Origin of the sequence: Desulfobaculum sp. SPO524 (assembly GCF_044987625.1) — a bacterium.
In the GTDB taxonomy this organism is placed as follows: Bacteria; Desulfobacterota; Desulfovibrionia; order Desulfovibrionales; family Desulfovibrionaceae; genus Desulfobaculum.
In genome coordinates this window covers 886,379-904,552 of record NZ_JBJDSB010000002.1, presented here as the reverse complement: position 1 = coordinate 904,552, position 18,174 = coordinate 886,379, and the positions used below count along the sequence as shown (strand labels likewise).

At 61.3% G+C, this 18,174-nt stretch carries 17 protein-coding genes; 15 read left to right on the top strand and 2 right to left on the bottom strand.

The window, feature by feature from the left end:
• The first annotated feature begins 5 nt into the window (after positions 1–5).
• Entirely contained in the window at positions 6–1,244 is a 1,239-nt protein-coding gene (locus ACI3L3_RS09655) for a replication-associated recombination protein A (RefSeq protein WP_404845219.1), read from the top strand.
• A 447-nt stretch (positions 1,245–1,691) separates the two neighbouring features.
• Here the strand turns inward: ACI3L3_RS09655 and ACI3L3_RS09650 are convergent, their stop codons facing one another.
• Together ACI3L3_RS09650 and ACI3L3_RS09645 are read right to left on the bottom strand one after the other, a co-directional pair.
• Positions 1,692–2,963, bottom strand: a complete 1,272-nt coding sequence (locus tag ACI3L3_RS09650) for a glycosyltransferase (RefSeq protein WP_404844902.1) — start codon at positions 2,961–2,963, stop codon at positions 1,692–1,694.
• A 104-nt stretch (positions 2,964–3,067) separates the two neighbouring features.
• Positions 3,068–4,381: a glycosyltransferase family 9 protein gene (locus ACI3L3_RS09645; RefSeq protein ID WP_404844901.1), complete on the bottom strand. Its 1,314-nt coding sequence runs from the start codon at positions 4,379–4,381 to the stop codon at positions 3,068–3,070.
• A gap of 148 nt (positions 4,382–4,529) precedes the next feature.
• Between ACI3L3_RS09645 and ACI3L3_RS09640 the strand changes: the two genes are divergently transcribed.
• From ACI3L3_RS09640 to ACI3L3_RS09575, 14 genes are all read left to right on the top strand, one after another.
• Positions 4,530–5,207 carry a bifunctional precorrin-2 dehydrogenase/sirohydrochlorin ferrochelatase gene (locus tag ACI3L3_RS09640; RefSeq protein ID WP_404844900.1) on the top strand — a complete coding sequence of 226 codons (678 nt, stop codon included), beginning with the start codon at positions 4,530–4,532 and terminating at the stop codon, positions 5,205–5,207.
• Positions 5,194–6,027, top strand: a complete 834-nt coding sequence (locus tag ACI3L3_RS09635; RefSeq protein ID WP_404844899.1) for an inner membrane protein YpjD — start codon at positions 5,194–5,196, stop codon at positions 6,025–6,027. The genes ACI3L3_RS09640 and ACI3L3_RS09635 overlap by 14 nt, the downstream gene beginning before the upstream one ends.
• A complete protein-coding gene (gene hemA, locus ACI3L3_RS09630; RefSeq protein WP_404844898.1) occupies positions 6,024–7,376 on the top strand; it encodes a glutamyl-tRNA reductase in 1,353 nt (450 codons plus the stop codon). The genes ACI3L3_RS09635 and hemA overlap by 4 nt, the downstream gene beginning before the upstream one ends.
• A gap of 50 nt (positions 7,377–7,426) precedes the next feature.
• Positions 7,427–7,762: a hypothetical protein gene (locus ACI3L3_RS09625; protein ID WP_404844897.1), complete on the top strand. Its 336-nt coding sequence runs from the start codon at positions 7,427–7,429 to the stop codon at positions 7,760–7,762.
• 117 nt (positions 7,763–7,879) lie between these two features.
• Complete coding sequence (gene tilS, locus ACI3L3_RS09620) at positions 7,880–8,902, top strand: tRNA lysidine(34) synthetase TilS (protein WP_404844896.1); 1,023 nt, start codon at positions 7,880–7,882, stop codon at positions 8,900–8,902.
• A 101-nt stretch (positions 8,903–9,003) separates the two neighbouring features.
• On the top strand, positions 9,004–9,675 hold the full coding sequence (locus ACI3L3_RS09615; protein ID WP_404844895.1) for an adenylate kinase: 672 nt from the start codon (positions 9,004–9,006) through the stop codon (positions 9,673–9,675).
• A 130-nt stretch (positions 9,676–9,805) separates the two neighbouring features.
• On the top strand, positions 9,806–10,660 hold the full coding sequence (locus ACI3L3_RS09610; RefSeq protein ID WP_404844894.1) for a menaquinone biosynthetic enzyme MqnA/MqnD family protein: 855 nt from the start codon (positions 9,806–9,808) through the stop codon (positions 10,658–10,660).
• A 700-nt stretch (positions 10,661–11,360) separates the two neighbouring features.
• Positions 11,361–12,467: a hypothetical protein gene (locus ACI3L3_RS09605; RefSeq protein ID WP_404844893.1), complete on the top strand. Its 1,107-nt coding sequence runs from the start codon at positions 11,361–11,363 to the stop codon at positions 12,465–12,467.
• Between the two features lie 63 nt (positions 12,468–12,530).
• Positions 12,531–13,367, top strand: a complete 837-nt coding sequence (locus ACI3L3_RS09600; RefSeq protein ID WP_404844892.1) for a hemolysin family protein — start codon at positions 12,531–12,533, stop codon at positions 13,365–13,367.
• A 3-nt stretch (positions 13,368–13,370) separates the two neighbouring features.
• Positions 13,371–14,906, top strand: coding sequence for an apolipoprotein N-acyltransferase (gene lnt, locus ACI3L3_RS09595; RefSeq protein WP_404844891.1), 1,536 nt, complete (start codon positions 13,371–13,373; stop codon positions 14,904–14,906).
• Positions 14,907–14,973: 67 nt separating this feature from the next.
• Positions 14,974–16,084, top strand: a protein-coding gene (gene prfB / locus ACI3L3_RS09590; protein ID WP_404844890.1) for a peptide chain release factor 2 whose coding sequence is annotated in 2 segments (ribosomal slippage) — positions 14,974–15,048 and positions 15,050–16,084 — 1,110 coding nt in all. Because the reading frame shifts where the segments join, the coding sequence is not laid out codon by codon here.
• Positions 16,071–16,937, top strand: a complete 867-nt coding sequence (locus ACI3L3_RS09585) for a GGDEF domain-containing protein (RefSeq protein ID WP_404844889.1) — start codon at positions 16,071–16,073, stop codon at positions 16,935–16,937. Before prfB ends, ACI3L3_RS09585 begins: the two co-directional genes overlap by 14 nt.
• A 15-nt stretch (positions 16,938–16,952) precedes the next feature.
• A complete protein-coding gene (locus tag ACI3L3_RS09580; RefSeq protein ID WP_404844888.1) occupies positions 16,953–17,780 on the top strand; it encodes a MinD/ParA family protein in 828 nt (275 codons plus the stop codon).
• Between the two features lie 108 nt (positions 17,781–17,888).
• A complete protein-coding gene (locus ACI3L3_RS09575; protein ID WP_404844887.1) occupies positions 17,889–18,164 on the top strand; it encodes an HU family DNA-binding protein in 276 nt (91 codons plus the stop codon).
• Positions 18,165–18,174 lie beyond the last annotated feature (10 nt).

Genomic DNA, 18,174 nt, shown 5'->3' with positions numbered 1-18,174 from the left:
CTGGCATGGGCGGCGGCTCCAGCCGCACCACGGCCAAAACGCGCCCCCTTGCCGACCGCATCCGCCCTCACGAGTTCGAGGAGTTTGTCGGTCAGTCGCATCTGCGCGAAAAGCTCGACGCCCTGCTGGCCTCCGAGCGTGTGCCCAGTCTTCTGCTTTTCGGCCCGCCCGGCTGCGGCAAGTCCACCCTTGCCCTGCTCCTCGCCAAGCGCAGTGGACTGCCGTATCTGCGTGTCAGCGCACCGGAAGCCGGACTCAGCGCCCTGCGCAAACGCATTCAGGACGACGTCAAACTTCTCGTCCTCGACGAGCTTCACCGGTTCTCCAAGGCGCAACAGGATTTCTTCCTCCCCATTTTGGAGTCCGGCGAAATCACGCTTATTGCCACCACCACGGAGAATCCATCTTTCTCCGTCACGCGGCAGCTCCTCTCGCGGCTGCACGTTTTGCGCCTGCACGAGCACTCCCGCCGCGACCTGATGCAGGTGGCCAAGCGCGGCACCGAAAAGCTCGGCGTCACCATTCCCGAGGAGACCTTGCGCGTTCTCGCAGGCATCGCCCAGGGAGACGCGCGCTCACTGCTCAACCTCGTCGAGTACGTCGCCGACCTGCCCGAAGAACACCGCGAACCGGACCACCTCAAGACCGTGTTGCCGGACCTCGTTCTGCGCCACGACAAGGCCGGAGACTCGCACTACGAGCTTGCCAGCGCGCTCATCAAGTCCATCCGCGGCAGCGACCCGGACGCCGCGGTCTACTATCTGGCCTGCCTGCTCGAAAGCGGCGAAGACCCGCGCTTTGTCTGCCGCCGCCTTATCATCTCCGCTGGCGAAGACATCGGCCTCGCCGACCCATATGCCATGCAGATGGCCGTGGCCTGCCAGCAGGCCGTGGAGTTCGTCGGCATGCCCGAAGGCTTCATCCCCATGAGCGAGTGCGCCGTGTATCTGGCTCTCACGAAGAAGAGCAACTCCACCTACGAGGCCTATCACCGCGCCGCCGCAGAAATCCGCAAAAACGGCCCCAAGCCCGTGCCCCTGCATCTGCGCAATGCGCCTACCAAGCTCATGGAAGAATGGGGCTACAAAAAAGAATACAAGTACCCCCACAGCTTCCCCGGCGCATGGGTACAACAGGACTACCTGCCCGACCAACTCGTCGGACGACGCTTCTATAAGGATAAAGACCAAGGCGAAGAACCGAAACTCGCCGCCCTGTGGAAGAACCGTATGCGGAAGAGATAAAGAGAGCAGAGCTGGTTAAGGAATTCATTTTCTTAATAATCCTTAGGATTTTTGGGGCGGAAGCCGCCCCGAAAATCTTGGGGTTGGGGTGTACGGCCTTGAGGGATCAGTCAGACCTCTTCTCTATGCCATCGCGTCCAAGCCCGGCCCTCTCACGCTTCCCTCCCGCCCAACAGGAATCCTCACCGCCCCGCCCAAACCACCAGCGCCCCCCCAAAAAACTCTCCCCATCCACCCGGCCGAGAGCACATCAGGGGTCACGACTGCGCCATAAAAAGGCAATCGGCCTGTGCGCACGCAGGATTGTTAAGGACGGTAGTCCTTAACCCGCCGGAGGCATGCCTTAACCGCCTAAGGCCCAACCTCCCCCCAAACGCACCACACCCTCCAAACCGCAAGACGGCCCGGAGGGCGTGGAAATGAGAAGACTGTGAGAAAAAGTTGAGACTATTTTGAGCCGTATTGCTTCTTCCATTCGTCGAGGAAGAGAATGGCGGTCTCGATGTCGGAGAGTTCGCCTTGCTGCTGACGCAGATTCCAGACGAGGTCTTCGAAGGACGTATCCTGCGGCAACCCGAGGGTGCCGAGCAGCCCGAGAACTTTACTACGAAGCTCTTCGGGGTAGTCCTGAAAGAAGTCTACTTCACCGCGATCCTGAGACGGCCAGCCGTCACGGCGGGCGGCGATAAAGTCCAACAGGCTCTGCATGCGAATATCGTAGGTATGGTCTGCCAGAACGCGCTTGCGGCCGCGCTCGATGTAGGCGGCACGCTCTTCGGGGTTGGTGAGATAGTGATCGATGGCGTCCTGCATCTCGGAGATGGAGGTAAAGGTCGCCAGCTCGTCGGACCAGAAGAGGTCGGGCATGAGGGAGCGCTCGTCCACAAGCTGAAAAGCGCCGCAGGCGGCAAGCTCGAAGGTACGGGGGTTGACGAAATCGCCGCCGGAAATGAGATGCCGCGCGCTGACGCTGGAGTGCAAATTCAGGTTAATTGTCGTGGCGTTAAAGATTTTCACGCATTCTTCTGGCGAGAGTCTACGCCCTTGCATCTGAACGAGCGGCTCCAGCGCGATGTCGCCGTCCCACTCGGTGCCCCAAATCTTGAAATTGTAGCCCACAAGCTGGCGGAAGGCCGCCCGGCGGTTGGGGTAGCCTGCGCCCATAAAGGCGACATCTGCGCCCCACACGCGGCGGTCCACGGAACTGATTTCCATGGGAGCGTGAAATTCCGGGTCGGCGGCAAGGGGCAGATAAATGGCGTTCTCCTGCCCCACGGCCTCCAGTTCATCAAAGAACGGATCTTCCTGAATGATGCCGAAATAGTCGTACTGCGGAGCAAAGGCCTTCCAGTAGGTAAAGAGTCGGTAATCCTCAACAAACCACATGGCGGTGGCCACGCCGTCGCGCCGCAGACGCTTGAGAATCTGCATGCTGAGGGGGGCCTGCGCCATGGTCAACACGAGGTCGGGCTGAAAGGTCTCCACCTTGGCGTAAATGGCTTGGGACACCACGTTCAGAAAGCCATTTTCAAGGGAGCTGAGCCGCTCGCGCGAGACGTGCAAATCCTTGAGGGAAATAAACGCGGAATGAAAATCCGGCGCTTCAAACACCTCTACGGTGTGACCAAGGCGCTTGAGAGCGCGAACGCAGTACCGCCCGACGGGCAGGGAACCGCCATACAGAGGCAGGACGACCAGAACGCGAATGGGTGTATCCATAAAACCTTACTCTACCTGTTGTGAATCGTATGATAACTGCGCAGAACGCCGCGCGGGCGTGGGCTGCGTGTACTCGGTCCGGGGTGCGATGACTCCGCGCCTGCCTAGGCCCCGGCTGCGCAGGAGCCTGCGCCGGGCGCGGGAGTGCTCTCCAAAGGCTCGTAGCGCGACGCGCCCTGCTCCAGCATCCAGTCGGCCTCGTGAAAAATCCGGTGCACAAGGCTTTGGTCCGGCGCGGGGCCGAGAATATTGCGCCCAAGATGCTGGCCCACCAGCGCGCGGAAGGCCTGCCGCTTCTCGGCGGCTGGGTCCTCGCCAAGAACGGGACGATACGTCACGCCAAGGGGGTCCACGGCGCTGACATACCCCACCAGCCCCTGCGGAATCTCAAACGCCGGATTCCCGGCAAGATGGCGCAACAGTTCGCGGTCGGCAAAGGCGGACAGACAGGCCACGTCATAGGGGCACGGGTCGGACTCCAGGCAGGGCGCGCAGGACTCGTTCGTCTGCCATACCCGGTGGCCGATGCCGTATGGACCGGTCTCGAAACACCACGCCGAGGAAAGAAAGAGCGCATGCACAGGCACCCCAAGATGCGCGGCAAGATGCATGGTCCCGGTATCCGGCGTGATAACGGCGTCCAGACCGGTGAGCGTATCGATAAGGCCCGCCCAGTCGGTCTGGCCTACGGTGTTCTCGGTCATGGCGGCAAGACGGGACGATGCCGCGCCCATAAACTCCTTGGCAAGGGAGCGCTCGCCGCGGCTGCCCATGAGCACAATGCGCTCACTGCGCGTGCCCTGCGCCACCGCGCCGGCAATGGTGGTGAGCATGGCGGGCGGCACACTGCGGCGCGATTCGCGCCCGGCCAGCACCACGCCAACGCCCTTGCCGCCGCGCCGGGCGATGGGATTCACCTCGCCGGGGGCGATGGGGTCGTCTGCAAGCTCGGCCCAAAAGTCCACAAGGTTCAGCCCGGCGGCGCGGCGAACACGCGTCCAGCGCATGGCCATGCGCGGCCACAGGTCCGAAATCTCCTGCCCACCCTGCAATTTATGCCCACGAACACGCTCCGGGGCGAACAACGCAGAGAGAGCGAAATTCATGCCAGAAAGATTCAGGTTGTACACCTCGGCAAAGGGAATCTCCCGCAGCGAGGAGAACACGCCAAGGTTGGCGGCCAGCACTTCGGCAGGCGCGGGAGCGCCGGAACGGTGGGCCATAACGCCGTGCACCACGCACTGCGGGTACACGAGCTGGGCGATGTCGACCAACGAGCGGTCCACCACCAGATGGAGGGTGCTCTGCGGGCGCGCAAGCAGCGTGGCGATAAGCCGCTTGGTCTGCAACAGGTCACCGAAGCGGGCAAGTTGTATGATAAGGTAATGGCCAGCGGAGGCTGGGCGGGACGTTGGCATTGTAGGCTCTATCTCCGTGAAATGCGTGTTTTCGCGCAGTTTTTCCAGCGGCGAAGGTACCGCAGTTTGGCGTTGCGGGCAACAATCCACAGACAATCCGGCCGGATAACCTTTTGCAGGCGGGGTGCACTTCTGGTATGACGCGGCCATGCGACATTATCCCGCATTTTTGAACCTGCACGGACGACGGTGTCTGGTGGTGGGTGCTGGTGAAGTTGGCCTGCGCAAGGTCAAGACGCTTGCCTCGTGCCATCCTGCCGCAATCACCGTCATAGATACCGCGCCGCCATCCGAGGCCATGATCCCCTTGCTGGACGACCCCGCCGTGGTCTATAACCAGCGCCCGTTCAGCGATGATGACATCACGGGGTGCACCCTCGTTTTTGCATGCACGAGCAATGCCGAACTGAACGCGCGCGTGGCCCGGCTGTGCAATGCCGCGGGCACCCTGTGCAATATTGCCGACGCCCCGGCCGAAAGCGGCTTCATCGTTCCGGCCACCTTCTGCCGCGACAGCCTTGTGGTGGCGTTTTCCACGGGCGGAGCCAGCCCCGCCGTGTGCCGCCGCATACGAAAGGAGCTTGAAGACACGCTCGGTCCGCGCTATGGCGGCTTCATCACGTTGATGGGGCGCATCCGGCCGCTGGTTCTGGAGCAGGGTATGCCGACATGCGACAACACATCACTTTTCAGACAACTCGCCTACGGTCCGCTTCTTGACGCCGTGGGCGACGGGGACAGCCAGCGCATACAGGCCATCCTGCAGGACACGCTGCCCAAGGCGCTGCATCCCCACATCGGAGAACTCATCGATGGAATTGTTTAACGCTCTGCCAATTGGCATCACGCTGCTGTACTCGCTGGGCGCCGCCCTGTTCATCGGCGGCATGCTCGGCGTGCGTCCCGGCCTGAAAAAGGCCGCTGGGGTCGCGTCCGGTGCGGGTTTTGGCCTGCACACCATCTCCCTCGCCCTGTTCTTTAACCAGATGGGCTACTCCGGTTTTCTGGAAGGCGGCTTTCACCTGAGCCTGCTGGGCTGGGTGCTGCTGGCTATCTTTTTTACCCTGTGGTGGCGCTTAAAGCTCGACTTTCTGGCACTGGCGGCCTCTCCGCTGGCGCTGCTGCTCTACCTTTCGTCCGTCACCCTGCCCGGCTCCAAGGTGCTTATGCCCAAGGCTCTGGCGGGGTCGTTCTTTATGCTGCACATCGGCTCGCTGTTCTTCAGCTTGGCCTTTTTGGCCATGGCCTTTGCCGCAGGCGTGCTGTTCATCCATCTGGAGCGCAAGATTAAGACCAAGGAAAAGCTGACGGGCTTCCGCAAGGACCTGCCCTCGCTGAATACCTTTGACCGCGCCAACTACCACGCCGTGGTGTTCGGCTTTCCGCTGTACACCGTGGGCCTGCTGTCTGGCTTCATTTGGGGCCGCTTTGCGTGGGGACGCATCGTCACGGGCGACCCCAAGGAAGTGGTCTCCATTCTCATCTGGTTGGTGTATGCCTACCTGTTCCACCAGCGCCTCGCCGTCGGTTGGCGTGGGCGCAAGGCGGCACTGCTCGCCATTGCCGTGTTCCTGTTCAGTGTCCTTTCACTGGTCGTCGTGAACTTCATGATGCCCTCGCACCACAACTTCATGCAGATCTCATGAAACAGAAGATTTTTCTCATAGGACTCAACCACCGGACGGCTGGTGTGGAAATCCGCGAGGCATATGCCCTCAAGGACTGTAACACCGTGGAACTCGGCTTCGTGACCCCGGACGGTCGCGTGAGCGAGGCTCTCACCCTTTCCACCTGCAACCGCGTCGAAATGCTGGTCGTCACCGACGAGAGCATGACGGCGGACGACATTCTGCACTTTTGGGCCTCGAACTGTGGCGGCAGCGTGCCGCAGCTGAAACCCCACGTGTATATCCACGAGGGGCTGGACGCCATCAAGCACCTGTTCACCGTGGCGGCCAGCCTTGATTCCATGGTCGTTGGCGAACCGCAGATTCTGGGCCAGCTCAAGGATGCCTACCGCAAGTCCGTGGAATACGGCTCGGCCAAGGTTATTGTGAACCGCGCCCTGCACAAGGCGTTCTCCGTGGCAAAGCGGGTGCGCACCGAAACGTCCATCGCCAGCTCCGCCGTTTCCATCAGCTACGCCGCTGTGGAACTGGCCAAGAAAATCTTCGGCGATATGAGCGACCACCGCGCCATGCTGGTCGGCGCAGGCGAAATGGCCGAGCTTGCCGCCACCCACCTTATCAACGGTGGCGTGCAGGAAATCATGGTCGCCAACCGCACCTACCACCGTGGTGAGGAGCTTGCCCGCCGCATGAATGGTACGCCCATCATGTTTGAGGAGATGCACCGCAAGCTCGCGGACGTGGACATCGTCATCAGCTCTACCGGCGCAACGGAAGCCATCATCCGCGCCAAGGACTTGAAGCCCGTGCTCAAAAAACGCCGCAACCGCCCCATGTTCTTCATCGACATCGCCGTCCCGCGCGACATCGACCCCGACGTCAACGGGCTGGACAACGTCTACCTCTACGACATCGACGACCTGAAGGAAGTGGTGGAGGAAAACCTTGCCCAGCGGCGGGAAGAAGCCACCAAGGCCGAAGCCATTATCGACTCCGAAACCCGGCAGTTTGATACGTGGCTGGAGTCCCTGGAGCTGAACCCCACCATCTGCGACCTGCTGGACAAGGGCGAAACCATTGCCATGCGCGAGCTATCCAAGACCATGAAGCGCCTTGGCGATGTTTCCGATGAAGAGCGCGAAGCACTTGAGACCCTTGTCAAATCTCTGGCGCATAAGCTCTACCACGAGCCTATCACCTTCCTGAAACGCCGTACGCAGGAAGAAGGCGCGGCGCAGCGCTTTATCGACACCACACGCAGGATGTTCAACCTCGATGGCGAATCCATCCCGGAGAACGCCCACGCGGACCGCAAACGCAATGTGGTGCAGCTCCGCGCGGCCTGCGGCTGTAAGAAATCCGAATAGTCCAACGCCACCGGCCACGGACAGACACCGACACTTCCAGCGAGAGGACCATGCGCAACTACCACATCGACGAACTGACGACTGACGACATTGAGCGACTGCAAAAAGCCCTCGACGCCAAAGACATGAGCGGCTCCATGAACGGCTTCTACTGGCTGGACCTGCCTCAGGAACTCTACTCCGAGTTGCAGACCGAACACGCGGACTCCTGCGGCCCCTACAGCTTCGGTATCGAAGTGCTGGAAGACGGCCTGCGCATGGAACTGCTGGCCCGCGCCAGAAACATCATCCGCTGCGGCTGTGTCACCTACGCCACCCCGGACCAGCGCAACTACGCCATCAACTGGCTGGACAGCTTGCTCAAGGAACAGGACATCCCGGCCTAACGCGCCGATTTTATCCTGCACTATCATGGCGGGCAGGGCCGCGCGCTCTGCCCGCCTTTCAGCACCACAAGCAGCCAACACACACCACATGCCCCCGCAAACGCGAGGAGGCTGACCATGGCACTCCCCCACCGCATCCAAGACCTTGCCCCGGAACACGCCCGGTTCTGCCTGCGCGTCCAGCGCTTCATGACCGAGGAACTCAGCCTCGACCTGCGCGGCGCGCGCATTGTCGTGGGCTTTTCCGGTGGCGTGGACTCCACGGTCCTGTTGGCCACGCTGTCGCTGCTGTCGCGGCGGCTGGAGTGCACCGTCACCGCCGCGCATCTGGACCACGGTCTGCGCGCAGAATCCGCAGAAGACGCCGCCCACGCACGCCGCACCTGCAAGGCGTGGGGCAACCCCTTCACGCACCGGCGCGTTGACGTCCGCGCCATGGCAGGCGGGGCATCCGGCGTGGAAAACGCCGCGCGCTCGGCGCGCTACGCCTTCCTTGAGGAGGTTCGCGCGGACGAGGGCGCGGACTTCATCGCCCTTGGGCACACCCTTGACGACCTTGGCGAAGACGTGCTGATGCGCCAGACGCGCGGCGCAGGCTGGCCCCAGCTAGGCGGCATGCGCGCCGTCGTGCCGGAACGGCACGTCATCCGGCCCCTGCTGCTCACCACGCGCGCGCAGATTGAGGGCTTTGCCACAGGCCTTGCCCTGCCGTGGGTGGAAGATGCCACCAATGCGGATACCACCTACACCCGAAACCGCTTCCGCCACGACATCCTGCCCCGTCTTACTCGTGAAAACCCGAACTTTCTGGGCTGCATCGCTGAACAGTGGCGTCTTGCCCGCCTTGATGCGGATTTCTTTGCCGCGCAGGCCAGCGCCGCCCTGTCCGGAGCGGTTCAAGGCGACGGCACAATCTTCTTGCGCCGTGAAATCATTGAAGATACACACAAGGCCTTGCGGCTGCGGATTTTCAAAGCCGCGCTGGAACGCCTTGGTCCCGGCCAGTGCCGGGCCGACGCACTCCACCGTTTGGATGCGCTCTTTCTCAGCCGCGAGGGCGGCAAGACCGTCCAGTTTCCGGGAGGCAAAACCGCCACGTGCTCTGCCGCCGGCGTCCTCCTGAAACCCCGCTGCGGCTAAGCTCCCAGCACTTTTTGCCTTCTTGCCGGGTCTTGGCATTGACAGCGGCTGGCGAGAAGGATAGAGCTTTGTGAAATTTTCAACTTGTGAAGGAGGAACCAGTGAATATTCTTATTTTCGGTCCCAATGGCAGCGGTAAAGGTACGCAAGGCTCCCTGGCTAAGCAGAAATACAATCTCGACCACATTGAGTCCGGCGCTATCTTCCGCAAGCACATCGGCGGCGGCACCGAACTTGGCAAAAAGGCCAAGGAATACATCGACAAGGGCGAGCTGGTTCCCGATGACATCACCATCCCCATGGTTCTGGACGTGCTGAATCAGTCCTCCGCCAACGGCTGGCTGCTGGACGGCTTCCCCCGCTCCATCGCTCAGGCCGAGAAGCTGTGGGAAGCTCTGGAAAAGGACGGCGTCAAGCTGGACTACGTCATTGAAATCCTGCTCCCCCGCGAAGTTGCCAAAGCCCGCATCATGGGCCGTCGCCTCTGCGCCAACGACCCGAACCACCCCAACAACGTGGGCATCCCGGTCATCGCTCCCGATGGCGACAAGTGCCGCGTCTGTGGTGGCGAGCTGACCGCCCGCGCCGACGACCAGGACGAGGACGCCATCGACAAGCGCCACAACATCTACTACGACACCGAGACTGGCACCCTCGCTGCGGCCTACTACTACAAGAACAAGGCCGACTCCGCTGGCTTCAAGTACATTGAGCTGAACGGCGAAGGCTCCATCGACGAGATCAAGCAGTACCTGATCTCCCAGCTGGACTAGCCACAGCCCGCATCAGTCTGTTGCGTTATACGGCCACCGGAGCTATAGCTTCGGTGGCCTTTTTCATTGCGGTGGCGGGGCCACGCGCCCACCGCCCCCAGCCGTTACGCGCAACAAAGGACATCCCAATATGACATCACCTCGCCTCAATATCGGGCAAATCAGCTATCTGAACGTGCTGCCCCTCTTTCAGACCCTCAAGCACCACTTTCCGCCATCTGACGACATCCGCTACATTCAGGGGCATCCCGCGGAGATGAACGCCGGCCTGCTGGATGGCAGCATCGACCTGTCGCCCGGCTCCGCCTTTGAATACCTCGCCCACGCGGAGCGCTACCGCCTGCTTCCCGGCCTGTCCATCACCGCGCCCGCCGGCCCGGTCAAGAGCGTCCTGCTCGTCAGCCCCGTGGCGCTGGAGGACATCCCGCAGTGGATGGCCGACAACGGTCCCCAAATCCACGTGACCAAGGCTTCGGCCAGTTCCGTGGCCCTGCTCAAGACGCTGTGGCACTTCCACTGGCAATTCCCGCAGGCGGACTGGACGGCCATCGACGCCGGAACCGGCCACACCATGGACCGCCCGTTCCTTGAGATTGGCAACTACGCCCTGCGGCATTGGCTGCGCCCGCCCGAAGGCTGGCACATCATCGACCTTGCCAACGAGTGGCGGGAGTTCACAGGTCTGCCCTTTGTCTTTGCGGTCTGGATGGTCCGAAACGGCCTGAGCGAGGAACAGCTAGACCTGCTGGCGGACGTGCACACCGCCCTTGTCAAATGCAAGCTCTCCTGCCACGAAGCCATCGGCGAAATTGCCGAGATGGATGACATCTGTACATGGATTTCACGCGACGGCATTGAGGACTACCTGTCCACGCTGGACTACGAGCTTGGCCCCAAGGAGCAAGCCTCCCTGACCCTGTTTGCGGACTACTGCCGCAGGCTCGGCCTGATTCCCGGCGCTCCCGGTCTGCGCTGGGCCTTGTAACTGCCGCCCTTGCCCTGCGTCCCGGTCCACAGGGCACCGGGACGCGGCAACGCGCTAGGCCCCGCACTCCCAGCGACGTGCATCAAGGCATAATGCAGGGCCGGCGCCTCAAAACGCGGCACGATTTCCCGTGCGCCTCCCTTTGGCGGCGAGCGCTTGCCAGTCGCCCCATCTGCACCCCAGCCCGCGCGTTATTCCGCAATCACCTCTCATCACTTCTCCTCCCACGGGCCACCTCTCAATACGCTCCACACAAGAGCTGCCGGCACCGCCCTTAGCCGCCACCAACAGCGCCGCCCCCCGTGACGATTTTGTGACGATTTTGTGACGAAAATCGTTCACACCAGCCCTCACCGGGCGTATACTCTCGGCACACGTCGCGCCCCGTCGGCGGTTGCGTTTCGCCTCTGCTTGGCCCGCACACCCCTTCCATTTCGTGGCCGCGTCATCCCCTCGTCGCAATATCCCGCCATTTCAGCCATTTTTCATGCATCAAAAGACTTGTACTCTGGACTTCTTTTTGCATAAATACATGGCAGCAGCCAACGCTTTTCCTTGCAGGACGGGCAAATACGCACAGCGGCCAATTGCCGCGTCAAAAACCCGTCGCGCTACAACGTTACCGCGCCATGCTGCCACCCCCGCCACCACGGCGGCGCACAGCAAACACACTATGCTCCGAGGAGGAGCCAGAGAGTCCATGCAGTTTTCCCCCGACATTCTCACAGACAGCGCCCTGCCGCTCATCACGGCCCAGCGCGGGACTATCGACAAGTCCTTCCTGAACAACGTCCAGAACACCTTCGGCTCCTGGGGATTGTCCGGCGACACCTTCATCACGATTCTCGCCACGCTGAGCGTGGTCTTCATCGTGGGCGGGTGCGGCATTTTGGTGAACCACTACATGCGCTCGCGCAAAAAAACCACGCCCCCGTCATGGATTGTGGACCCCGGCGACATCGCCAACCTTTTTGACTCCGTCATGGTTCAGCGCAGCAAAATCGAACTGCGCTTTGGCGGCGAAAGCAACGCCGGCAACCGAACCTCCACCGCCTGCTCACTGGAAGACGTCCGAAACGGCCTGCTGGAGCTTGAAATCTCCGGCTTTGTCAAAGCGCATCAAGGCTGGCTGGAGCGCCCTGTGGAGTGCTTCTTCCGCATCACAAACCCCGCCCGCCCCGGACATTCCGACTTCTACACCTTTTCAACGCGCATCAAGGGCATCCGCAAGGTTTCCAAAGACGTCACCCTGCTGAGCCTGCCCGTTCCCGACCATGTGGAACTCAGCCAAAAGCGCTTGTCCCTGCGTATTGAGCCACCTCTGCAATACACGCTGGGGCTGGCCCTGTGGCCGGACCCGCTGTCCAGAGACGGCAAACGCCTCACCCACATCAAGGACTGGGGCCGTCCGCCGCTTCTTGCCTCGCGCGATATGACCGACAGGCCCGTCCGCATCATGAATATCTCCTCCGGCGGCATGCGCCTTGAGCTGCCGCACGAGACCGTAAAACAGTCCGGCCTGAACTTTGAAATTGGCGAGCGCTACGTCGTCATGGCGCAGCTCTTTGACCCGGAGGCGTCCAAAAAGGTCACCCTGTGGTCCATGGTGCGCGTGCAAAACAGGTACGAGGAGTTCGACACCAAGCGCCTGGAGGCTGGAGTACAGTTTGTGGAGCGCGGACGCCTGCTCAAGGAAGGCGGAGGCGAAATTGTCTGGCGGACGGTGGATGAAAACGGTATTCCCGCCGTCGGCAACTGGGTTGCACGACGTCATCTGCAACTCTACCGGGAAAAAGGCTTGACGTAGGCTTGCAACCTCTTACATTTTCGAAGAAGTATTACGCGCCAACACACCACAGGAGGAACCACGTTGGAAGACGATTCGGAAGGATTGTTCACCTCTCTTTTCAGTAGACTTTTCGGCCACAAGGGCAGCCAGATCGAAGACGCCCTTCTTGAGGCCAGACAGGACGGAGAACTCACGGCGACGGAAGTCTCCATGATGTCAAACGTCCTTCGACTTGGACGCAAACAGGTCTGCGATATCATGATTCCCCGCACGGACATCCAGTGTGCGGAGATTGAGGACCCGCTGGAAGACATTGCCGCCCTCATTATGGAGTGCGGGCACTCCCGCATCCCCATCTACAAGGAAAACCGAGATAACATCGTAGGCATCGTCCACGCCAAGGACCTCTTGCGGGTCAGCCATAAGCATGAGGACAGCACCGCCACATGCCGCGACATTATGCGCCAGCCGCTGCTCATCCCCGAGACCAAGGCCGTGACGGATATGTTGCAGCTTTTCCGCTCCACAAAAAATCACCTCGCCATCGCTCTTGATGAATACGGCGGCACCTCCGGCCTTGTGACCTTTGAGGACATCATGGAGGAAATCGTCGGCGAGATTGAAGACGAATACGACCAGCCCCGCCCGGAAGACATCCAGACCGTTGAGGAAAATACCTTCATGGTCAGCGGACGCGCCCCCCTTGAGGAAATTGAGGAGCGGCTGGGGCTGAAGCTGGAGTCCGAACAGGTGGAAACCCTCAGTGGCTTCATCTGCGAACTGGCAGGCCGCGTCCCCACCAATGGCGAAAGCTTTGCCGTCAACGGCGAAGTCTTTGAGATTAAGGACGCCGACGCCAAGCAAATCCATTGGATACTCATCAAGCCCCGCTCAGAGGCTCCTACAGACTCGGAATAGCAATTGCGCCACATCATCGCCACGCTCATTGCCTGCATCGGGGCCTGGATAGGATTTGCCAATCCGTTCATTCAGGTCCCTTTCCTCATTCTCCTGTTCCCGCTTGGCATCGCGCTGTGCGGCCTGTTTGCCGACACCCCGGCCAAGGCCTTCCGCAGCGCGCTCATTGCGGGCGCACTGGCTTACGGCGGCTGCATGTACTGGGTGGCGCTGCCCGTGCACGACTACGGCAACCTGCCGTGGATACTGGCCGCGCCCTGCCCCATGCTGCTTGGGGTCTACTGCGGGCTGTACACGGGCATCTTCGCCGCAGGGCTCCGGCTGGTGCAGGAGAGGCTCCATTGGCTGGCGACAGGCCTTTTCGCCGCTGCGCTCTGGACCGCCCTTGAGGCCTTGCGCGGCTGGCTGTTCACAGGCTTTGCGTGGCTGCCGCTCTCCAGCGCGCTTGTTCCCGTACCGTGGCTGTTGCAGGCGGCGTCGCTCATCGGCGCCAACGCCCTTGCCGGCCTCATTGCCGGAAGCATTGCCATGCCCGTGGCCGCGCGCGGCAAAGCCGCCGCCGTGGCTGTAAGCGTTGGCGTGCTGGCAACCATCAGCGGCTACGGCATGATGCGCACCGCCCAGCCCCTGCCTTCGGACGGGGCCATCAGCGTGGCGCTGGTGCAAGGCAACATCAACCAAGCCCAAAAGTGGGACGTCACGTTCCAAAATGGTACCGTGGACCGGTACGCCACCCTGACCGAAGGCGCACAGACACGCGACGGCAATACCCCGGACCTCATCGTCTGGCCCGAGACGGCGCTGCCGTTCTATTTTCAGGAAACCAGCCTCATGAGCGCCCGCGTGCGCAAGCTGGCGCGGGAGGGGCACACCCATCTGCTCACCGGCGCCCCCGCGTACACGCCAATCCCGGACGGCGGCGGCTACCGCATGCACAACCGCGCCTTCCTCATCGGCCCGGACGGCTCCAACGCAGGATTCTACGACAAGGAACACCTTGTCCCCTTTGGCGAATACGTGCCCTTTGGCGAGTATCTGCCCTTTTTGAACAAGCTGGTGCAGGGCGGCGGGGACTTTGTGCCCGGCATCAAGAGCACGCCCCTGCCCGCCGGGCAGATGGATCTTGGCGTCCTCATCTGCTACGAAACAATTTTCCCGGAACTGGCGCAGGCCCGCGTGGCGGCCGGGGCTAATCTGCTGGTAAACATCTCCAACGATGCATGGTTCGGGCACTCGTCCGCGCCCTTCCAGCACCTGCAAATGTCCGCACTGCGCGCCGTTGAACAGGGACGCTGGCTGGTGCGCGGTACCAATACCGGAATCTCAGCCATCATTGATCCCTACGGACGCATCCACGCCCACAGTTCGCTCTTCCGCGCGGAAAGCGTTGTGGCTTCCGGTGTGGGCCTTCTTTCCGTTATGACGCCGTTCCACCGCCACCGCACAGCCATTCTGACGGCCAGCTTCGCCCTTGCGCTCATCCTTGGCGGTGTCGCCTGCCTGCGCCCCGCGCGGGAGCAGGTGCGCGTGCTTGATTGACGGCCGCGAATCACCTATACTCTTGGGTTCTTCCAAGACATTCAATCCAAAGGATATATTCCCGACCATGTTGCAGTATCACGATCTCAAGGCTCAAGGCGGCTCCCTGCTCAAAGACTTTGAAAGCCTCTGGGGGCGTCTTTGACCGGAACCAGAGCAGAGACCGGCTTGCAGACATAGAGATGGAGCTGTCGCGTCCCGGCGCGTGGGATAACCCCGAAGCGCTGACGCCTATGCTTCAGGAAAAAAGCCACCTCTCCAGCCTGATGGAACAGTGGGACGCCCTGCTGGCCGCCAAGGAAGACCTTGACGAATGGCTCCTGATGGCAAACGAGGACCAGAGCCAGGATGTTCTGGAAGCCCTGCAGGAGCAGGTGAACCTGCTGGCCGAGCGTCTGCAGGAAGCCGAACTGCGCACCCTGCTGGCCGAACCCGCCGACGCCGCCCCCGCCATCCTTGAAATCCACCCCGGTGCGGGCGGGACCGAGGCGCAGGACTGGGCCGAAATGCTACTGCGCATGTACGTGCGCTGGGCCGAGGCAAAAAGTTTTAAAATCAAGACGCTGGACCAGCTTCCCGGCGACGAGGCGGGCATCAAGTCCGTCACGCTGCTCATTGAAGGCACCAACGCCTACGGCCTGCTCAAGGCCGAAAAGGGCATTCACCGTCTTGTCCGTATTTCGCCCTTTGATTCCACGGGCCGAAGGCATACGTCCTTCGCCTCTGTTGACGTCTACCCCGACGCCACGCAGGATGTGGAAATTGAAGTCCGGGACGAGGACGTGCGGGTAGACGTCTTCCGCGCCAGCGGCGCGGGCGGCCAGCACGTCAACAAAACCAGCTCCGCAGTGCGGCTGACCCATATCCCGACGGGCATCGTCGTCTCCTGCCAGAACGACAAGTCCCAGCACCGCAACAAGGACTCCGCGTTCAAAGTCCTGCGCGCCCGCCTCTACGAGCGGGAAATGCGCAAGCGCGCCGAACAGCGGCAGGCCGAATATGCCGACAAAGAGGCCATCGCATGGGGAAGCCAAATCCGCTCCTACGTCCTGCAGCCCTACCGGCTGGTCAAGGACCACCGCTCCAACACGGAAATATCCAATGTTGACGCGGTGCTGGACGGTGATCTGGACACCCTCATCAGAAACTACCTGCTGAGTATTCATGCCCAAAAATAAGACCGCCGCGACCATCGACGTCGACTACGACCCCCTTGTGCGGGAGCTGGAATCCCTGCGCAGGCTGGTGCACAGCACCCACGAGGACTTCTCCGCCTGTGACGCAAAGGACGGTGTGCTTGGCATACTGCGCCTGTGTCCGGGACTGTCGTTGGACCAATGGCCCACGCTGGCGGAAGAATATGGCCTACGCGAATGGCTTGCCCTGCCCTTTGGCGAGGGGGACTATCCTTTTCTGGAGCATCTCCAGCAGACGCTGGAAGAGCTGGCCTACCAGACGGAGCACGATCCGCTCACCAGCCTGTTCAACCGCCGCGCCTTTGAGCGCAGTCTGGAGCAGGAGCTGGAACGCGCCCAGCGCGCCGGGTCGTCACTCTCCGTCGTCATGTTGGACCTTGATGACTTCAAAACCGTCAACGACACCTACGGCCACCCCTGCGGCGACGAAGTGCTGGTGACCCTTGGGCGGCTGATGCTGACCCAAACCCGGCGCTACGACGTTGCCGCGCGCCTTGGCGGCGAGGAGTTTGCGCTCCTGCTGCCCGGAACCGGCCTCATCAAAGCGCGCGCCATGGTGGAACGCCTGCTGGCGCGCATGCGCGAAACGCAGATCCCCTGCCCCGGAGTGGATTCCACCATCTCCGTGACCTGTTCGGCAGGGCTTGTCACATATAAAAGCATGGCCGAAGGCACGCCGCCAGACCTTATCGCTCTCGCGGACAAGGCGCTCTACTCCGCCAAGGCTGCCGGAAAGGACACGGTCGTCACCGCCCCGTTGCAGGATGTGGCCGCACCGTCCAAAGCGACGCTTGTGGAAACCAATGAAAAGAAATTCCTGTTCACGGGAAACTGATCCAAGGACATGGACATGACTGACAAAAGAAATAACGCGATCAGCTTCTCCATCGTCAGCGGCAAGGGCGGTGTCGGCAAAACCAACCTCGCCCTGAACCTCGGGTACGCCCTGCACAAAGCCGGGCACCCGGTTATGCTGATGGACTGCGACCTCGGGCTGGCCAATCTGGACGTTCTGCTCGGCCTGACGCCGGACAAAAGCCTTCAGGACCTGCTGACCGATGACGCCAAGGCCAAGGATATCGTCGTTCCCATCGAGGAATCCAACTTCGACTTCCTCCCCTCGGCTTCGGGTGTGCCCGAACTGATCGACCTCGACGAAGACCTGCAGGGTCTCATTTTTGATAAGCTCAACAGCATCATCGGCGGATATGACTTTCTGCTGATGGATATTGGCGCTGGCATCAGCAAAACCGTGCTGCGCTTTGCCGCCATGTCGCAGGAGCGCGTGGTGGTCATCACGCCCGAGCCTACCTCGCTCACCGATGGCTACGCCCTTATTAAAGTCCTGCACTCCGAATACGGTGTGGACACCTTCAACGTGGTGGTCAACCAGGCCGCCTCGCAATCCGAGGGCCGCAAGGGCTTCCAGCGGCTCAACGCCGCGTGCGAGCGTTTTCTTGGCATCACGCTGAACTACGCAGGCACCGTACGCAGCGACCCGGCCGTGGCCGCCGCCGTTGTCCGGCAGGTGCCGCTCTTAAAGTACGCCCCCTCCTCCGACGCAGGGCGCGATATCCTCTCTTTGGCCATCAAGCTGCGCCGCATGAGGGATAATCTGCTGCCCCATGTCGGCAATCAGGGGGTATTGCAAAATTTTTCCTCAAATGACGCGGAATAGGCTTGACGGAATTCCTCGAAATTCGGCATATTTGCATAAGCAAGAAAGCGCCTTTTTTTTGGCACCACGTGTCTGGGGAACACGTATTTTCGCAACCGGGAGGAGACTATGAACAAAAGTGAACTCATCAAGACCCTGGCAGAAAAGAAGAATCTGCATGTTGACGAAGCAGCTGTCGTCGTCAACACATTCTTCGACTCCATCAAAAGCTCCCTCATTCACGAGGAGCGGGTGGAGATTCGAGGCTTTGGCAGCTTCAAAATCAAGGACTACGGCGGGTACATCGGCCGCAATCCGAAAACCGGCGAAATCGTCAAGGTTCGCCCGAAGAAGCTCCCCTTCTTCAGGCCCGGTAAAGAGCTGAAGGAATTCGTCAACAGCTAGGAAGCAATGC

Excerpts from the sequence above, each read along its gene's own strand:
- ACI3L3_RS09655 (WP_404845219.1), top strand. The coding sequence starts at position 6 with ATGGGCGGCGGCTCCAGCCGCACCACGGCCAAAACGCGCCCCCTTGCC.
- ACI3L3_RS09585 (WP_404844889.1), top strand. The coding sequence starts at position 16,071 with ATGCCCAAAAATAAGACCGCCGCGACCATCGACGTCGACTACGACCCC.
- ACI3L3_RS09605 (WP_404844893.1), top strand. The coding sequence starts at position 11,361 with ATGCAGTTTTCCCCCGACATTCTCACAGACAGCGCCCTGCCGCTCATC.
- ACI3L3_RS09635 (WP_404844899.1), top strand. The coding sequence starts at position 5,194 with ATGGAATTGTTTAACGCTCTGCCAATTGGCATCACGCTGCTGTACTCG.
- ACI3L3_RS09580 (WP_404844888.1), top strand. The coding sequence starts at position 16,953 with ATGACTGACAAAAGAAATAACGCGATCAGCTTCTCCATCGTCAGCGGC.
- ACI3L3_RS09645 (WP_404844901.1), bottom strand. The coding sequence starts at position 4,381 with ATGCCAACGTCCCGCCCAGCCTCCGCTGGCCATTACCTTATCATACAA.
- ACI3L3_RS09625 (WP_404844897.1), top strand. The coding sequence starts at position 7,427 with ATGCGCAACTACCACATCGACGAACTGACGACTGACGACATTGAGCGA.
- ACI3L3_RS09610 (WP_404844894.1), top strand. The coding sequence starts at position 9,806 with ATGACATCACCTCGCCTCAATATCGGGCAAATCAGCTATCTGAACGTG.
- hemA (WP_404844898.1), top strand. The coding sequence starts at position 6,024 with ATGAAACAGAAGATTTTTCTCATAGGACTCAACCACCGGACGGCTGGT.
- ACI3L3_RS09640 (WP_404844900.1), top strand. The coding sequence starts at position 4,530 with ATGCGACATTATCCCGCATTTTTGAACCTGCACGGACGACGGTGTCTG.
- ACI3L3_RS09575 (WP_404844887.1), top strand. The coding sequence starts at position 17,889 with ATGAACAAAAGTGAACTCATCAAGACCCTGGCAGAAAAGAAGAATCTG.
- tilS (WP_404844896.1), top strand. The coding sequence starts at position 7,880 with ATGGCACTCCCCCACCGCATCCAAGACCTTGCCCCGGAACACGCCCGG.
- ACI3L3_RS09650 (WP_404844902.1), bottom strand. The coding sequence starts at position 2,963 with ATGGATACACCCATTCGCGTTCTGGTCGTCCTGCCTCTGTATGGCGGT.